Raw genomic sequence first — 15,720 nt, forward strand, 5'->3', positions numbered from 1 at the left:
TTTATGCTGACAGCTCGCCAAAGGCTGGTGGCGTTATCGGGTGGCGGGCTGGTGCTCGCCGCCCTTTTCCTGTTCGTCGGGCTGGCGATTGCAAAGCTGGTGGCGCTGGGCGGCTGGGCGGCGGCGCTGGCGGTGGTGACTGACCGCTATATTCTCGGCGTGCTGCAATTTACGCTGTTTCAGGCGGCGCTGTCGACGGCGCTCTCCATCCTGTTCGCCATTCCGGTGGCGCGGGCCCTGGCGCGGCAGCGCCATTTTGCCGGGCGCATCTGGCTGGTGCGGCTGCTCGCGGTGCCCATGGGCCTGCCGGCGCTGATCGGCGCGCTCGGGCTGATTGCCGTCTGGGGGCGGCAGGGCATCGCCAACCAGGGGCTCAGCTTCCTCGGCCTCAGCGAACCCGTCAGCATCTACGGGCTGACCGGCATCCTCATCGCCCATGTGTTCTTCAACATGCCGCTCGCCTGCCGCTTCCTGCTGATCGGGCTGGAGCGCATTCCCGGCGAATACTGGCTGATGTCGGCTTCGCTCGGATTGCGCGACCGCGATGTCTTCCGCTTCATCGAATGGCCTGTCATGCGCCGCATCCTGCCGGGCGTCGCCGGGCTGATCTTCATGCTCTGCGCCACCAGTTTTACGCTGGTGCTGACGCTCGGCGGCGGGCCGAGGGCGACGACGCTGGAAGTGGCGATCTATCAAGCGCTGCGCTTCGATTTCGAGCCGCCCCGCGCCATCGGTCTCGCGCTGATGCAGATCGCCGTCACCGCGGTCATCCTCGCCGTCATCGCCTTGCTGCCGGCGCCGGAGGATCGCGGTCTGATGCTGGGCAAGCCGGTGCGGCGGCTGGATGCCGGCCGCGCGGGCGCGCGCCTCGCCGATACGGTTGCCATCGGCGTCATGCTTGTCTTCACTGCCCTGCCGCTGACCGCCGTGCTCGTCGCCGGCCTGCGCTCCGACCTGATGAAACTCGTCGCGGAACCCATCGTCCACGAGGCGGCGCTGACCAGCCTCGTCCTGTCGCTGTCGGCGGGGCTGATCGCGGTGGTTTCGGCGCTCGCTATCGTCCATGCGCAACAGGCGGCGGCGGGCGGCGGGCTCTTGCTGCGCGGCTTTTCGCTGGCTCTTGCCGCCTCCTCGGCCTTGGTGCTCCTGGTGCCGCCCATCGTGCTGGCGACCGGCTGGTTCCTGATGCTGCTGCCGACGGGCGATGTCGGGGCCTTTGCCGCGCCGTTGGTGGCGGCGATCAATGCGGCCATGGCCCTGCCCTTCGTTGTCAGGCTGGTCGGCCCCGCCTTTCGCGAGCACCGGATCCGCACCGGCAGGCTCGCCGCCAGCCTCGGCCTTTCCGGCTTTGGGCGGCTGCGGCTGATCGACTGGCCGGGCCTGCGCAAACCGCTATTGATGGGCCTGTCCTTCGCCATGGCGCTGTCGCTCGGCGATCTCGGCGCGGTGGCGCTGTTCGGCTCCGACAATCTCATGACGCTGCCCTGGCTGGTCTATAGCCGCATGGGCAATTACCGCACCGCCGATGCCGACGGGCTGGCGCTGCTGCTCGGGCTGATCTGCCTGGCGCTGACGGTCGCAGGCACCCTGCCGCGCGCCGAAACCCCGGAGGAAGACAGGAACCGATGACCGCCATCCGGCTGGAAAACGTCGCGCTGACGCTGGGCGACAAGCATTTCTTCTTCGACACGGAGATTGCGTCCGGCGCGATCACCGCAGTCACCGGCGCCTCCGGATCCGGCAAATCGACGCTGCTCAACCTGATCGCCGGTTTCGAGACGCCGGACAAAGCATTTCCAGGAAAAGTGGGAACCGGCTTTCCGTTCGGAAATGCGACAAAAAGCTCTATGGGCCGCATCCTTGTGGACGGCAAGGATATTTCCCGCCTGCATCCGGCCGAACGGCCGGTGTCGCTGGTCTTCCAGGACAACAATCTTTTCGGCCATCTCGATCTACTCACCAATATCGGCCTCGGCATCAGCCCCTCGCTGAAACTCTCGGCCGCCGACCGCGACCGGATTTCGGCGGCGCTGACGCGCGTCGGCCTCGGCGGCTTCGAAAAGCGCCTGCCGCCGACGCTGTCGGGCGGCGAGCGCCAGCGCGCCGCCTTTGCCCGGGCATTGGTGCGCAACCGGCCGCTGCTGCTGCTCGACGAGCCCTTCGCCGCCCTCGATCCCGGCCTGCGCGGCGCCATGGCGGCGCTGCTGTGCGACCTGCACCGCGAAAGCGGCAATACCGTCCTCATCGTCACCCACGACCCGGACGAGGTGGCGCGGCTCGCCGACCATGCGCTGTTCATCGAGGACGGCCGCATTCTCGTGGCGGCGCCGGTGGCGGAATTTCTGCGGCGCCGCGACAGTCCCGGCCTTGCCGCGTTTCTCGGGGCAAATCCCGCATGATCGAACCGGGGCGGCGCGTTTTTCCTGGCTCGCCACAATTCGGACGCCCGGCCATGGAATGGCAGAATTGCAAACCGGCGCAGACGACGGCATTTCAGCCAGGGAGATGCTTGCTAAAATACAACGCCGCCATAATTAAACGATACCTCGCTATGCAACGGCTGGTGAAATCGGCTACAGCAGTTTTTCGCCACGGGAGAAGCTCTGGTTGCTTTGTAGGTATTTTTCCGCACGCAATGCGGGCAATGCCGGCCAAAGCCATCGCCCGCGATAAGAGAGACCGTTGAACCACACACTGGACAGCATGACCACGCGCGCGGCCGAGTTTTCAAGCCCTGTGATCCCCCGCATTCCGGTTGCGCGGCGGCGCGTTTTCCTGCGTCGTGCCGCACCCCTGCTGGTCGCCTCCACACTTCTGGCCGGCTGCCAGTCGGTAATGGAGCAGACCTACGAGCCGAGCGTCGCGCCCTCGAACAATCCGCAGATCGTCGAGGAAGTCCAGAAGAACGATCCTCGCGCCCAGATGGGCGCCCGTGAGCATCCACGCATCGTCGCCAGCTATGGCGGCGAATACAAGGACGATCGCACCGAACGCCTCGTCGCCCGCATCACCGGCGCGCTGACGGCGGTCTCGGAAAATCCAAACCAGTCCTATCGCATCACCATCCTCAATTCGCCTGCCATCAATGCCTTCGCGCTGCCCGGCGGCTATCTCTACGTGACGCGCGGCCTGCTGGCACTCGCCAACGACGCCTCGGAAGTCGCCGCCGTCCTGTCGCACGAGATGGCGCATGTGACCGCCAATCACGGCATCGAGCGCCAGAAGCGCGAGGAGGCCGAGGTCATCGCCAGCCGCGTCGTCGCCGAGGTGCTCTCCAGCGATCTCGCCGGCAAGCAGGCCCTGGCGCGCGGAAAGCTGCGGCTCGCGGCCTTCTCGCGCCAGCAGGAGCTTCAGGCGGATGTCATCGGCGTGCGCATGCTCGGCGAAGCCGGTTACGACCCCTATGCCGCCGCCCGCTTCCTCGATTCCATGGCTGCCTATAGCCGCTTCATGTCGGTCGACCCGGAAGCGGACCAGAGCCTCGACTTCCTCTCCAGCCACCCGAATTCGGTGCAGCGCATCGAGCTCGCCCGCCGCCATGCCCGCAATTTCGGGCCGGAGGGCCAGACCGGAGATCGCGGGCGCGGCTATTATCTCGATGGCATCGACGGCCTGCTTTACGGCGACAGCCCGCAAGAAGGCTATGTGCGCGGCCAGACATTCCTGCACGGCAATCTGGGCATTCGTTTCGACGTGCCCGCCGGCTTCCAGATCGACAACAAGGTCGAGGCGGTGCTGGCGACCGGCCCCGGCGATATCGCCGTGCGGTTCGACGGCGTCGCCGACAACAACAACAGCAGCCTGACCAATTACATCTCCAGCGGCTGGGTCACCGGCCTGCTGCCGGAAACCATCCAGCCGACCACCGTCAACGGCATGGAAGCGGCAACCGCCCGCGCCCAGGCCGAGCGCTGGGATTTCGACGTCACCGTCATCCGCAACGGCAACCGGATCTTCCGCTTCCTGACCGCGGTGCCCAAGGGCAGCGCCGCGCTGGAAACCACCGCCAACGCGCTGCGGGCCAGCTTCCGCCGCATGACGCCGGAAGAGGCCGCCTCGCTGAAACCCCTGCGCATCCGCGTCGTTACCGTTCAGCCCGGCGAAACCATTTCGACGCTTTCTGCCCGCATGATGGGCACCGACCGCAAGCTCGACCTGTTCAAGCTGATCAACGCCCTGCCGAGCGGCGCCACCATCGCCCCCGGCGACCGGGTCAAGCTGATCTCGGAATGAAAAAAGCGCCGGAGACGCTCCGGCGCTTTTTTCCATGAAACATTCCCTTAAATTCAGGCCATTTCCGCCATCATCGGATCGGCGGTGACCAGCGCGTTGCGCAGCTTTTCCAGTGCCCGGCTTTCGATCTGGCGCACGCGTTCCTTGGAAATGCCGAGATCGGCGCCCAGTTCCTCCAGCGTCGCGCCCTCGTCGACGAGACGGCGGGCCTGGATGATGCGCATTTCGCGTTCGTTGAGATGGCCGAGCGCCTCCTTCAGCCAGACGCGACGGCGCTCCGTATCGATGACCATCGACACCTGCTCGTCCGGCAGCGGTTCGTCGCTGGCCAGCATGTCGAGCCGCTCGCCGCTATCGGCATCGCCCGATATCGTCGGGCTCTGCAGCGACGTGTCATTGGCCGAGAGGCGCGCATCCATGGTCTGCACGTCGGCAAGGCTGACGCCGAGCGCGGCGGCGATTTCCTCGTGGATCGCCTGCGCCGTCAGTTGCGTGTCGCCGCGCGCCAGCTTGGCGCGCAGGCGGCGCAGATTGAAGAACAGCGCCTTCTGCGCCGAACTGGTGCCGCCGCGCACGATCGACCAGTTGCGCAAGATGTAATCCTGCATCGAGGCGCGGATCCACCAGGAGGCATAGGTCGAGAAACGCACGTCACGATCCGGCTCGAAGCGGGCAGCCGCTTCCAGGAGCCCGACATAGCCCTCCTGCACGAGATCGCTCATCGACAGGCCGAAATGGCGGAATTTGCCGGCCATCGAGACGACGAGGCGCATATGCGCCATGGCGATGCGATTGCGGGCGATCTGGTCGGCGCGCTCCTTCCAGCGCACGGCGAGATCGTGTTCCTCCTCGCGGGCGAGATAGGGCGCAGCCATGGCGATCTTGATCATCCGCCGATCCGCAGACATGGTTTTCATGCATCTCTCCACGAATGGCCGGCTTCAAGGGAAACTGCCGGCACGCCACTGAACGCAAGGCATCGGAGGCGAAAGGGGAGACGCTTCACGGCCATTGCGACCGGAAAACGCGTGAGGAGCGAAAAAGTTCAAATAAAAAACCCGGCGCAAGGCCGGGTTCTTTAAAAAATGGAAAAGGGCGCTATTTCAAGCGGCCTCATCCTGGGATTCATCCTCGTCGATCGACTTGCCGCGCTTGGGACCTTTGGCAAGATGGGTTTCGACGAGACGGACCGCTTCGGTTTCGGACATCTTGTTGACGGCGGCGATCTCGCGCGCCATGCGGTCGAGAGCCGCTTCGTAGAGCTGGCGCTCGGAATAGGATTGCTCAGGCTGATTTTCGGCGCGATAGAGATCGCGTACGACTTCCGCGATGGAAATCAGGTCGCCCGAATTGATCTTGGCATCGTATTCCTGCGCACGGCGAGACCACATGGTGCGCTTGACGCGCGCCTTGCCCTGCACCACTTTCAACGCGCGCTCGACGAAATCGGTCTCCGACAGCTTGCGCATGCCGATGCTGACGGCCTTGGCGACCGGCACCTTCAGGCGCATCTTGTCCTTGTCGAAATCGATCACAAAAAGCTCCAGCTTCATGCCAGCAACTTCCTGCTCCTCGATGGCGCTGATCGTACCAACGCCATGGGCGGGATAGACGATCGCTTCACCGGTCTTGAAGCCGTGGCGCGTTGAAGATTTTTTCTGCTGGGTCGTCATGCGTTTCAAAAACTCCCTGTTACGAACCCGGCGAGGCCGCCGGGGCCGGGTCAGTCAGGCCCGAATGAAACGGAGCCGCCGGAAGGGCTGGCTCCACATCTGGTCCGTCCAAAAACGCGCGCAAAAAGAAACCCCATCGCGATCATTGACCGACAGCCAAAGTGCTTGTTGTCACGGAACCGCGGTTAGGTTATTCGTTGCTTTCGTGATGGTTTTGGGCACGCAAATGCCACAATGTGGATCAGTGTTTCGGACACTACCACAAAAATATGAGGAAATCAATAATTTGCTTTGCCAGCGTCGCAAGCGGCACTGGCCCCAACGGCGTCCGCGCAGCGCCGTTGATTCGAAATGCTTAACCCGCGACTCACCCGTCCGGGCGATGCGTCAATCGCCGGAGCCGGGTTCGGTCGAGAAATATTTTTCGAACTTGCCGGCGACGCCGTCCATTTCCTTGGCCTCCGGCAGCGCGTCGCGCTTGACGGTGATGTTGGGCCAGACGCTGGCATATTCGGCATTGATCTTGAGCCATTTGTCGAGGCCCGGTTCGGTGTCAGGCTTGATGGCCTCGGCCGGACATTCCGGTTCGCAGACGCCGCAATCGATGCATTCGTCGGGATGGATCACGAGGAAATTCTCGCCCTCGTAGAAACAGTCGACCGGGCAAACCTCGACACAATCGGTATATTTGCAGCGAATGCAGTTGTCTGTCACGACATACGTCATGATGAACTCCAGAATGAACCGTGCGGACGCGGCGTCATGTCAACGCCATGCCAGGATGGAGGAATGCGCCGAAAGGCAGGGGCTGCCCTCTTCGCGATTCCGCAGTTGGTCAGCACGTAACGCCTTTGCGGCCTCATATCAAGAATGTTTCGTGGTCGATTTCGTCGCGGTTTGAAATCCTATTCCAAACCGTCCGGCTCAAGGCTCGTCCGGCCCTTGCAGCCGGTCGAGCGCGCGACGTTCCTTTTTTGTCGGACGACCGGCGCCGGCGGCGCGTTGCGCCTGTTCGAAAGGCGTGTGGCGTTTCGCCGCATCGGCGGGCGGCGAGAGGTCTTCATAGAGAAGCTGAGCTTCCGAAAAAGGCCCGCGCCGTTCGCCGGGCAGCTTGACCATGAGCACGATGTCGCGCCGGTCGAGCGTCAACTCGACGCGGTCGCCGGGCCTGACCGCATGGCTCGGCTGCACGACGCGCTCGCCGTTGATGCGCACCAGCCCGGACTGGATCTGCGACTGCGCCAGCGAGCGCGACTTCGCCATACGGGCAAAGAACAGCCACTTGTCGATGCGCTGGCGCGAACCGGTCTGTGGCTGCCTCTCGTCCGTCATGGCTTACTTCTTCATCTGCTCCTTGAGGGCAGCCAGCTTGGCGAAGGGCGAATCCGGATCGATCGGCTTCTCCTTGCGCGGCGGCTTGGCCTCGAAACGGGCCGGCTGCGAACCGCGATCGTTGCGGTCACGGCGATCCTGTCGGTCGGAACGCTCGCCGCGTCCGCCCTGATCCCCACGGCCGCCCTCGCGCGGCTTGAACTTGTTGTCGGGGCGATCGCCGCCACGGCGGTTGTTGTCGCGGCCCTCGCGGTTGCCGTCGCGTCCGCCTTCTCGGCTGTCACGACGCTCGCCGTCCTGGCGCGCTTCGCCACCACCGCGATTGCGGTTCTGCTGCGGGCGACGGTCGCCCTGGCCACGCTGCTGGCCACGCTGGTTGTCGTTGCGCCCGCCCGGACGCCACAAGAGCACCGGCTTCGGCTCGGCCGGCTCTTCCGTCGAAGCGGCAGGCGCAGCCTCGCCGGCAACGGCCGGCGCTTCGTCTGAAACAGGCGTTTCGACAACAGCGGCAGGCGCGGCGTCCGTCTCGGCGGCGGCCGGTTCGTCGGCATCGTCGTGATCGGAAACGGGGGCGGCCGGTTCCGCTTCCGTGGCCGGCGCCGCGCTCTCGCCGGCATGGCCCGACAGGAAGGCGGCGGCCTCTTCGGGTTTCACAGCGTCGGCGCGATAGCCGAGACCCTTGAGGATCTCTTCCATATCGTCCGGCGTCGCGCCGAGAATGGAGAGCATCGCCGTCGTCGTGGTGAAGCGGCGGCCGTCATAGGCGCCGTCCGGGCGCGGCGTCGTGCCGGGCTTCCACTGCAACAGCGGACGGATGAGGTCGGCGAGGCGTTCGAGGATGTCGATGCGCACGGCCCGCTTGCCGAGGAAACGGAAGCCGGCCAGCTTGTAGAACATCCGCTCGAAGCCCGGATCGGTGACGATCGAGGTGCGGCCGGCGGCCAGCGCCGGGATCAGGTCGCCATAGCCCGGCTTGTCGAGACCGTCGTTCTTCAACGCCCAGAGCAGGGTGATGAGTTCGGCCGGCGCCGGCTTCAGCAGCGCCGGCATGAAGATGTGATAGGCGCCGAACCGCACGCCGTAGCGGCGGATCGAGGCGCGCGCCTCCTGGTCCAGCGACTTGACATCGTCGGTGACGTCGCGGCGGAACAGGACGCCGAGGTTTTCGACGAGCTGGAAGGCGAGCCCCTTGGCCAGCCCCTGCAGATCCTCGGCGCGCGACAGATCGTCGAGCGGCTTCAGCACGGTCGAGATATGGTAGTTCACGAAACGCTCGACGCGGGCGGCGACATGCTCGCGGGCATTGCCGGTCAGCTGCTCGTCGGCCAGCAGGATGACGCGCGGGCGCATGATGTGGTCGGTCGCCGCCAGACGCGCGACGGGATCGCCGAGCCAGCGCACGGTGCCGTCGGCCGAAAGCGCCAGGTCGCCGTTGCCGCTGGCATGCAGGCGCGCGGCGCGCGCCTCGAATTCCAGCGCCAGGGCCTTCTGCGCTGCCGCCTGCACGGCGCGCGCATCCGGGCCCTCGGCCCCGGCGACGGTCGTGAACCGAAAGCCGGCCAATTGCCCCACATGATGTCCTTCGACGAAGACATCGCCATTCACACTGATTTCAGCTTCCAGCATCGCATTCTCTCTCAGGCGCTTCATGAGCACAGATGTCCTGCGATCAACAAAGCGGTTCGTCAACCTTTCATGTAACGCATCGGACAATCGATCCTCGATTTCCCGCGTCTTTTCTTGCCAGTGTGTCGGATCGGCAAGCCATCCCGGCCGGTTGGACACATAGGTCCAGGTTCTTATCTGCGCGATTCGCGCCGAAAGCGTGTCGATCTCGCCATCGGTGCGATCGGCGCGCCGCACCTGTTCGGCGAGAAAATCCTCGTTGACCGTTCCGGAGCGGACGAGGTCCGAAAACAGCGACGAAATCAGATCCGCATGCTGGGCCGGCGTGATACGCCGGTAGTCCGGCAACGCGCACGCCTCCCACAGCTTTTCCACCCTTTCCGGCGACGTGGCAAGATCGTTGATTTCGGGATAGCGCGCAAGGTGTTCCAGCGCCTGCTGATCGATGGCCGGAAGCGCGCGCGCAAGGCCGGCGATCTTCGGCGGCGCTTCCAGGCTGCGGCGCAGCGCCGGAATGCTGGCGAAGTCGAACTGCTTGCTGCGCCATTGCAGCACGCGCACCGGATCGAAGCGATGGCTTTCGATCTGTTGCACCAGTTCCGGATCGAAGGGATCGACCTGGCCTGTCACGCCGAACGTGCCGTCGCGCAGGTGGCGGCCGGCGCGGCCGGCGACCTGGGCAAGCTCGGCCGGATTGAGGTTGCGGAACTGGTAACCGTCGAACTTGCGGTCCTGGGCGAAGGCGACGTGGTCGACGTCGAGATTGAGACCCATGCCGATCGCGTCGGTGGCGACGAGATATTCGACGTCGCCGGACTGGTAGAGGCCGACCTGGGCGTTGCGGGTGCGCGGGCTCAGCGCCCCCAGCACCACGGCCGCGCCACCGCGCTGGCGGCGGATCAGCTCGGCGATGGCATAGACCTCGTCGGCGGAGAAGGCGACGATGGCCGTGCGCTGCGGCAGGCGGGTGATCTTCTTCTGCCCGGCATAGAAGAGCTGCGACAGGCGCGGGCGCTCGACCACGGTGAGGCCCGGCAGCAGTTGTTCCAGAATCGGCCGCATGGTCGCCGCGCCGAGAAGCAGCGTCTCGTCGCGGCCGCGCAGATGCAGGATGCGGTCGGTGAAGATATGGCCGCGCTCGAGATCGCCGGCAAGCTGGACCTCGTCGATGGCGACGAAGGCGGCGCGCGTCTCGCGCGGCATCGCCTCGACGGTGCAGACCGAATAGCGCGCCCCCGGCGGGGCGATCTTCTCCTCGCCCGTCACCAGCGCCACATGAGCGACGCCAACCCGCTCGACGAGCCGGGTATAGACCTCGCGCGCCAAAAGTCGCAGCGGCAGGCCGATGATGCCCGAACCATGGGCCACCATTCGCTCGATGGCGTAATGCGTCTTGCCGGTATTGGTCGGTCCCAGAACCGCGGTCACGCCGCGTCCGCTGAGGATCATGGGCTGCGAATTCAAAATCTCGTTCCGTGCATAGGCGGGCGCATGTCCGGGGAAAGGTCAGACCGGTCCTGCGTCCGGAAATGCGCGCAATCAAGCCGCCACCCGCGACGCGGCCGCCGATGACCGTCCACACATGGCGATCCTTGCCGGCAAAGGCAAGTGCAGAATGCCGCCCAAATCCGCCCGCCGCGGCAATTTACGGCAAGCCGGCGACCGCTTCGCACCAAGGGCTATGTCGAAAAGCCCGGAACCTTTCCGGGATACGTGCATTTTACCCCGCGAAAAGCGCATTCGATCCAGGAGGAACACACATGCTCGGCACAATTCTTCTCGTCATTCTCATACTTCTGCTGATCGGCGCTTTGCCGAATTGGGGCTACAGCCGCGGCTGGGGATACGGCCCTTCCGGCGGCCTCGGCCTCGTCGTGGTCATCATCATCATCCTCCTGCTGATGGGCCGAATTTGACGACGCTTGGCGGCCCGGCTTCTGTCGGGACTATTTTGACCGGAACCAAAGGATCCCTCTCATGAAAAAATCGATCATCGCAGCAGTGCTCGTTCTTCCCATGCTGGCCTCCTGCTCCCAGACGGAGCGTTCGACGGCGGTCGGCGCCGCCTCCGGCGCGGTCATCGGCGGCGTCGTGACCGGCCGTGCCGGCGGCGCGCTTGCCGGTGCCGCCATCGGCGGCGCGGCCGGTTACCTCGTCGGCCGCTCCAGCCGCGCCGACTACTGCATCTACCGCGACCGCCACGGCCGCCGCTACGAAGCCCGCTGCTGATTGGCGGCAGGTGACCCAAACGAAAACGGCGCCCCTTGCGAGGCGCCGTTTTTTTAAATGCTGACATTGCCCGTCAGACGAAGAACTGACCGCCATTGGCCGAGATCGTCGAGCCGGTGATGAAACCGGCATCGTCGGAGGCGAGGAAGACGACGCAACGGGCGATTTCTTCCGGCTCGCCGAGGCGGCCGACCGGGATCTGCGGGATGATGCGCTCGCTCAACACTTTTTCGGGGATGGCGCGCACCATCTCCGTTCCGATATAGCCGGGGCAGATGGCGTTGACGGTGATGCCCTTGGCGGCCCCTTCCTGGGCTAAGGCCTTGGTGAAGCCGAGATCGCCGGCCTTGGCGGCGGAATAATTCGCCTGGCCCATCTGGCCCTTCTGGCCGTTGATCGAGGAAATGTTGATGATGCGGCCGAAATTGCGGTCGCGCATCCCGGTCCACACCGGATGCGTCATGTTGAACAGGCCGGTGAGGTTGGTGTCGATCACCTCTCCCCACATCTGCGGTGTCATCTTGTGGAACATGGCGTCGCGGGTGATGCCGGCATTGTTGACCAGCACCTCGACCGGGCCGAGCTTGGCCTCGACCGCGGCGATGCCGTCCCGGCAGGCGTCATAGCTGGAGACGTCCCATTTGAAGACCGCGATGCCGGTCTCGGCCTCGAACGCCTTGGCGCGCTCGTCGTTGCCGGCATAGTTCGCCGCCACCGCGTAGCCGGCCGTCTTCAAGCCGACGCTGATCGCCGCGCCGATGCCGCGCGTGCCGCCGGTTACCAAAGCCACTCTAGCCATAACTGTTCCTCCCTGCTGTTGCACTCGCCTGTTTTAACGCGCAGGCGCCGCGTCCGGAGCATTTCCAGCAAGGGCGCGCCGGCGTTCCTCCTGGAAATGCTCCGGCATGGCGGCCTCCCGCCGCCACGCCGATCGCAGAACCGATAAAGGCGGATCAGAGCGCCTCGAGGCACATGGCGATGCCCATGCCGCCGCCGATGCAAAGGGTTGCCAGTCCCTTGCGGGCGCCGCGGCGCTTCATCTCGAACAGCAGCGTATTGAGGACGCGCGCCCCGGAGGCGCCGACCGGATGACCGATGGCGATCGCCCCGCCATTGACGTTGACGATAGCCGGATCCCAGCCGAGATCCTTGTTGACGGCGCAGGCCTGGGCGGCGAAGGCCTCGTTGGCTTCCACGAGATCGAGATCGCCGATCTTCCAGCCGGCCCGCTCCAGCGCCTTGCGCGAAGCGGGGATCGGCCCGGTGCCCATAACCTGCGGATCGACGCCGGCGGTCGCCCAGGAGGCGATGCGGGCGAGCGGCCGGATGCCGCGGCGCGAGGCTTCCGCCTCGCTCATCAGCAGCGCGGCGGCGGCGCCGTCATTGATGCCCGACGCATTGCCGGCGGTCACGGTGCCTTCCTTGTCGAAAGCGGGGCGCAGCTTGGTCATCGAGTCCAGCGTCGCGCCGGCGCGGATATATTCGTCCTGGTCGACGATGGTGTCGCCCTTGCGGCCCTTGACGGTGAAGGCGACGATCTCGTCCGCGAAGCGCCCGGCCTTCTGGGCGGCTTCGGCCTTGTTCTGCGAGGCGACGGCGAACTGGTCCTGCTCGTCGCGGGTAAGCTGGAACTGTCGGGCGACGTTCTCGGCGGTGATGCCCATGTGATAGCCGTAGAAAGCGTCGGTCAGGCCGTCCTTGATCATGGTGTCGACCATCTTGAAGTCGCCCATCTTCACGCCGCCGCGCAAGTGCGCGCAGTGCGGCGCCATCGACATGGATTCCTGGCCGCCGGCGACGACGATCGAGGCGTCGCCGGTGACGATCTGCTGCATGCCGAGCGCGACCGCGCGCAGGCCGGAGCCGCAGAGCTGGTTGATGCCGAATGCGGTCGCCTCCTGCGGGATGCCGGCCTTCATCGCTGCCTGGCGGGCCGGGTTCTGGCCTTCGCCGGCTGTCAGGATCTGCCCGAGAATGACCTCGTCGACTTCCTTTGCGTCAACGCCGGCGCGCTCCAGCACGCCCTTGACGGCCGCCGCGCCGAGCTCATGCGCCGGAATGTTTCCGAAGGCGCCGTTGAACGAGCCCACGGCGGTGCGTGCGGCGCTGGCGATGACGATGGATGGATGGCTCATGGACGGGTTCCTCCCAATGCACTCTAAGTCGGCAACGAAAGTGACAAAGCTCAGGCCGCAAGTCAAACGAGAAACGGACGCGCCGGGTTTTTCAGGACAATCAACGATATGTCCTGCGGGCACGACCCTGCCGCATCGCACAAATCGATTGTCACCACCCTTCGTTTACGCTTAGAGTGACCGCAGGGAGAAGCTTGCGTTACCAATCATCGACGGGGCCAGGAGACGAATATGGCGAAAAACGAAGGCCAGATCGTAATCAAGAAATACGCCAACCGGCGATTGTACAATACGGGGACGAGCACCTATGTCACGCTCGACGATCTGGCCGTCATGGTCAAGAAAGGCGAGGATTTCACCGTCCAGGATGCCAAGTCCGGCGAGGACATCACCCATTCCGTGCTGACCCAGATCATCTTCGAGCAGGAATCCAAGACCGGCAACACGCTGCTGCCGATTTCCTTCCTTCGGCAGTTGATTTCCTATTACGGTGACCAGATGCAGATGGTCGTGCCGAGCTTTCTCGAACATTCGATGCAGGCCTTCGCCCAGCAGCAGACCCAGATGCGCGAGCAGATGACCCGCGCTTTCGGCGACACGCCGCTGACCAAGAACCTGCAGGCGCCGATGCAACTGGTCGAGGAGCAGGTGCGCCGCAACACCGAGATGTTTCACCAGGCGATGCAGATGTTCTCGCCCTTCATGACCCCGCCGCCAGCCAAGGAAAGCCGCAAGGCCGAGGCCAAGGACATCGACGAGTTGAAGGAACAGCTCCGCGCCCTCCAGACCAAGCTCGACAATCTCTGATTTTTCAGGTCCGTTTTCTTGAGGCCCGCCGCACGAGACCCGTTCGGCGGGCCTTGGTTGTTTCAGGACGCAATTCAGGACGGAAGTCGCTCCGCACGGTTCGCGAAGTGCTGCCTACAATCCTATGGACACGTCGCGTCCCGCCGTACGGATCGAGATGACGAAGCCGCCGATCACGTCGAGGAAGGCGATGGTCATCAGGATGAAGAAGATCTGCGTCGCCGCCCCCTGCACCAGCAGGAATTCAACAAGGAACAGGATGAAGACCACCAGCGACAGCATGTGGTTGATCAGCGATCCCGAACCGGTGCGCGTCGCCTTGACGATCTCGAAGAACAGCGCCACGAGTCCGATGACGATCATCAGGTCGCCGAGGCTCATGGTCCAGACCGCGCCCGACAGCATCGACAGCGACAGCACGACCTTGTCGAGCGCCGCCGCCCCGCCCTCGCCCATCAGGCCGATCATCGCGAGATTGTAGAGCGCCAGCGGAACCAGCATCAGCGGAAAGGCGGCGATCATATGGGGTCATCTCCTCCATCGGGGGCCGGGATTTTCGCGGCAAGCCTAAAACCGCAAACAGGGCTTTATCAGGGAAACGGACGGGAGTCAGCCGGGGGGCGGCTCTCCCGCCGCCGGCAAAACCCTGGGAGCATTTCCAGCAAAAGTGCGAAGCGGTTTTGCGGCCGGAAATGCGTAAAACAAATAGAGGGAGCGTTCTGCTTTTCTATGAAAAGCTGAAGCGCTCTAGAAATCGGCGGTCATCGGATCGGGGCCGAGACGGGCGCCGGGATTGTCGAGCAGGTCGATCTCCACCATGTCGTCGGTATCCAGCTTGAAATCGAAGACCTGGAAATTCTCGACGATGCGGCTCGGGGTGATCGATTTCGGAATGACGACGAGGCCGCTGTCGAGATGCCAGCGGATGATCACCTGGGCCGGCGTCTTGCCGTGCTTGGCGGCGATTTTCGCAATGACCGGATGTGTGAACAGCTTGCTCTGCCCGAGCGGGCTCCAGGATTGCGTGACCACACCGAGCTTGGCATGGGCGGCGCGGGCGGCGCGCTGCTGGAAGTCGGGATGCAACTCGATCTGGTTGATCACCGGCACGACGCCGGTCTCGGCGACGATGCGCTCGATATGCTCGGGATAGAAGTTGGAGACGCCGATGGAGCGGACGCGGCCTTCATCCTTCAGCGTCACGAAGGCCTTCCAGGTGTCGATGTAGCGATCCTTGCGCGGCACCGGCCAGTGGATCAGGTAGAGATCGACATAATCGGTGCCGAGGCGCTTCAGGCTGGCGTCGAAAGCCCTAAGGGTCGAATCGTAGCCCTGCGCGTCGTTCCAGAGCTTGGTGGTGAGGTAGATGTCCTTGCGGTCGATGCCGGAGGCACGGATGCCTTCGCCGACGCCTTCCTCGTTGCCGTAGATCGCCGCCGTATCGACATGGCGATAACCTGCTTCGATCGCGGTCTTCACCGTCGGCGCGGCGATCTCGTTCGGCGTCTGCCAGACGCCGAGGCCGAACTGCGGAATGGACTGTCCGTCATGGAATTTGATGGTGGGGGTCACGCGAGATCTCCGTCGGATGGGAACGTCATGAAACTGAAAGACAGCGCCGGCCTCGCACGTTTCTGCATGCCGGATCGCCGCAAAACCTTGAAATCGATGCCGCGTGGGCGCGG

The 15,720-nt window shown here is 64.5% G+C and carries 15 protein-coding genes; 6 read left to right on the plus strand and 9 right to left on the minus strand.

Annotated features, from left to right (window positions below; translation table 11 throughout):
• The first annotated feature begins 3 nt into the window (after positions 1 to 3).
• From thiP to P7F60_RS14190, 3 genes are all read left to right on the plus strand, one after another.
• Positions 4 to 1,629, plus strand: coding sequence for a thiamine/thiamine pyrophosphate ABC transporter permease (gene thiP / locus P7F60_RS14180; RefSeq protein WP_277918382.1), 1,626 nt, complete (start codon positions 4 to 6; stop codon positions 1,627 to 1,629).
• On the plus strand, positions 1,626 to 2,399 hold the full coding sequence (locus P7F60_RS14185) for an ATP-binding cassette domain-containing protein (protein WP_277918383.1): 774 nt from the start codon (positions 1,626 to 1,628) through the stop codon (positions 2,397 to 2,399). Before thiP ends, P7F60_RS14185 begins: the two co-directional genes overlap by 4 nt.
• Before the next feature lie 436 nt (positions 2,400 to 2,835).
• Positions 2,836 to 4,233 (plus strand): M48 family metalloprotease, encoded by a 1,398-nt coding sequence (locus tag P7F60_RS14190; RefSeq protein ID WP_277918528.1) that lies wholly within the window; start codon positions 2,836 to 2,838, stop codon positions 4,231 to 4,233.
• A 53-nt stretch (positions 4,234 to 4,286) separates the two neighbouring features.
• Here the strand turns inward: P7F60_RS14190 and P7F60_RS14195 are convergent, their stop codons facing one another.
• The 5 genes from P7F60_RS14195 to P7F60_RS14215 all read right to left on the minus strand — a co-directional run bounded on the left by P7F60_RS14195 (position 4,287) and on the right by P7F60_RS14215 (position 10,313).
• On the minus strand, positions 4,287 to 5,150 hold the full coding sequence (locus P7F60_RS14195) for an RNA polymerase factor sigma-32 (RefSeq protein ID WP_277918385.1): 864 nt from the start codon (positions 5,148 to 5,150) through the stop codon (positions 4,287 to 4,289).
• Positions 5,151 to 5,336: 186 nt separating this feature from the next.
• Positions 5,337 to 5,906 (minus strand): CarD family transcriptional regulator, encoded by a 570-nt coding sequence (locus P7F60_RS14200; RefSeq protein WP_277918386.1) that lies wholly within the window; start codon positions 5,904 to 5,906, stop codon positions 5,337 to 5,339.
• 387 nt (positions 5,907 to 6,293) lie between these two features.
• Positions 6,294 to 6,632 carry a ferredoxin FdxA gene (gene fdxA, locus P7F60_RS14205; RefSeq protein WP_277918387.1) on the minus strand — a complete coding sequence of 113 codons (339 nt, stop codon included), beginning with the start codon at positions 6,630 to 6,632 and terminating at the stop codon, positions 6,294 to 6,296.
• A 198-nt stretch (positions 6,633 to 6,830) separates the two neighbouring features.
• On the minus strand, positions 6,831 to 7,238 hold the full coding sequence (locus P7F60_RS14210) for an RNA-binding S4 domain-containing protein (RefSeq protein ID WP_277918388.1): 408 nt from the start codon (positions 7,236 to 7,238) through the stop codon (positions 6,831 to 6,833).
• Between the two features lie 3 nt (positions 7,239 to 7,241).
• Positions 7,242 to 10,313, minus strand: coding sequence for a helicase-related protein (locus P7F60_RS14215; RefSeq protein ID WP_277918529.1), 3,072 nt, complete (start codon positions 10,311 to 10,313; stop codon positions 7,242 to 7,244).
• Between the two features lie 311 nt (positions 10,314 to 10,624).
• On the opposite strand from P7F60_RS14215, the gene P7F60_RS14220 reads away from it, so the two are divergent.
• The gene (locus tag P7F60_RS14220) at positions 10,625 to 10,780 is read left to right on the plus strand and encodes a DUF3309 family protein (protein WP_277918389.1); all 156 of its coding nucleotides are present in this window, start codon (positions 10,625 to 10,627) and stop codon (positions 10,778 to 10,780) included.
• 61 nt (positions 10,781 to 10,841) lie between these two features.
• Complete coding sequence (locus P7F60_RS14225; protein WP_277918390.1) at positions 10,842 to 11,093, plus strand: YMGG-like glycine zipper-containing protein; 252 nt, start codon at positions 10,842 to 10,844, stop codon at positions 11,091 to 11,093.
• A 73-nt stretch (positions 11,094 to 11,166) separates the two neighbouring features.
• Here the strand turns inward: P7F60_RS14225 and P7F60_RS14230 are convergent, their stop codons facing one another.
• Together P7F60_RS14230 and P7F60_RS14235 are read right to left on the minus strand one after the other, a co-directional pair.
• Positions 11,167 to 11,892 (minus strand): beta-ketoacyl-ACP reductase, encoded by a 726-nt coding sequence (locus tag P7F60_RS14230; RefSeq protein ID WP_277918391.1) that lies wholly within the window; start codon positions 11,890 to 11,892, stop codon positions 11,167 to 11,169.
• Between the two features lie 154 nt (positions 11,893 to 12,046).
• Positions 12,047 to 13,228, minus strand: a complete 1,182-nt coding sequence (locus P7F60_RS14235; protein ID WP_277918392.1) for an acetyl-CoA C-acetyltransferase — start codon at positions 13,226 to 13,228, stop codon at positions 12,047 to 12,049.
• Between the two features lie 231 nt (positions 13,229 to 13,459).
• Between P7F60_RS14235 and phaR the strand changes: the two genes are divergently transcribed.
• Positions 13,460 to 14,035 (plus strand): polyhydroxyalkanoate synthesis repressor PhaR, encoded by a 576-nt coding sequence (phaR, locus tag P7F60_RS14240; protein WP_277918393.1) that lies wholly within the window; start codon positions 13,460 to 13,462, stop codon positions 14,033 to 14,035.
• Between the two features lie 114 nt (positions 14,036 to 14,149).
• On the opposite strand, the gene P7F60_RS14245 is transcribed toward phaR, so the two are convergent.
• Both P7F60_RS14245 and P7F60_RS14250 read right to left on the minus strand, forming a co-directional pair.
• The gene (locus tag P7F60_RS14245) at positions 14,150 to 14,557 is read right to left on the minus strand and encodes a hypothetical protein (RefSeq protein WP_277918394.1); all 408 of its coding nucleotides are present in this window, start codon (positions 14,555 to 14,557) and stop codon (positions 14,150 to 14,152) included.
• 225 nt (positions 14,558 to 14,782) lie between these two features.
• A complete protein-coding gene (locus P7F60_RS14250) occupies positions 14,783 to 15,607 on the minus strand; it encodes an aldo/keto reductase (protein WP_277918395.1) in 825 nt (274 codons plus the stop codon).
• Positions 15,608 to 15,720: the final 113 nt, after the last annotated feature.

Origin of the sequence: Rhizobium sp. YJ-22, from assembly GCF_029601685.1 — a bacterium.
Taxonomy (GTDB): Bacteria; Pseudomonadota; Alphaproteobacteria; order Rhizobiales; family Rhizobiaceae; genus Metarhizobium.

Excerpts from the sequence above, each read along its gene's own strand:
- thiP (WP_277918382.1), top strand. The coding sequence starts at position 4 with ATGCTGACAGCTCGCCAAAGGCTGGTGGCGTTATCGGGTGGCGGGCTG.
- P7F60_RS14185 (WP_277918383.1), top strand. The coding sequence starts at position 1,626 with ATGACCGCCATCCGGCTGGAAAACGTCGCGCTGACGCTGGGCGACAAG.
- P7F60_RS14190 (WP_277918528.1), top strand. The coding sequence starts at position 2,836 with ATGGAGCAGACCTACGAGCCGAGCGTCGCGCCCTCGAACAATCCGCAG.
- P7F60_RS14195 (WP_277918385.1), bottom strand. The coding sequence starts at position 5,150 with ATGAAAACCATGTCTGCGGATCGGCGGATGATCAAGATCGCCATGGCT.
- P7F60_RS14200 (WP_277918386.1), bottom strand. The coding sequence starts at position 5,906 with ATGACGACCCAGCAGAAAAAATCTTCAACGCGCCACGGCTTCAAGACC.
- fdxA (WP_277918387.1), bottom strand. The coding sequence starts at position 6,632 with ATGACGTATGTCGTGACAGACAACTGCATTCGCTGCAAATATACCGAT.
- P7F60_RS14210 (WP_277918388.1), bottom strand. The coding sequence starts at position 7,238 with ATGACGGACGAGAGGCAGCCACAGACCGGTTCGCGCCAGCGCATCGAC.
- P7F60_RS14215 (WP_277918529.1), bottom strand. The coding sequence starts at position 10,313 with ATGATCCTCAGCGGACGCGGCGTGACCGCGGTTCTGGGACCGACCAAT.
- P7F60_RS14220 (WP_277918389.1), top strand. The coding sequence starts at position 10,625 with ATGCTCGGCACAATTCTTCTCGTCATTCTCATACTTCTGCTGATCGGC.
- P7F60_RS14225 (WP_277918390.1), top strand. The coding sequence starts at position 10,842 with ATGAAAAAATCGATCATCGCAGCAGTGCTCGTTCTTCCCATGCTGGCC.
- P7F60_RS14230 (WP_277918391.1), bottom strand. The coding sequence starts at position 11,892 with ATGGCTAGAGTGGCTTTGGTAACCGGCGGCACGCGCGGCATCGGCGCG.
- P7F60_RS14235 (WP_277918392.1), bottom strand. The coding sequence starts at position 13,228 with ATGAGCCATCCATCCATCGTCATCGCCAGCGCCGCACGCACCGCCGTG.
- phaR (WP_277918393.1), top strand. The coding sequence starts at position 13,460 with ATGGCGAAAAACGAAGGCCAGATCGTAATCAAGAAATACGCCAACCGG.
- P7F60_RS14245 (WP_277918394.1), bottom strand. The coding sequence starts at position 14,557 with ATGATCGCCGCCTTTCCGCTGATGCTGGTTCCGCTGGCGCTCTACAAT.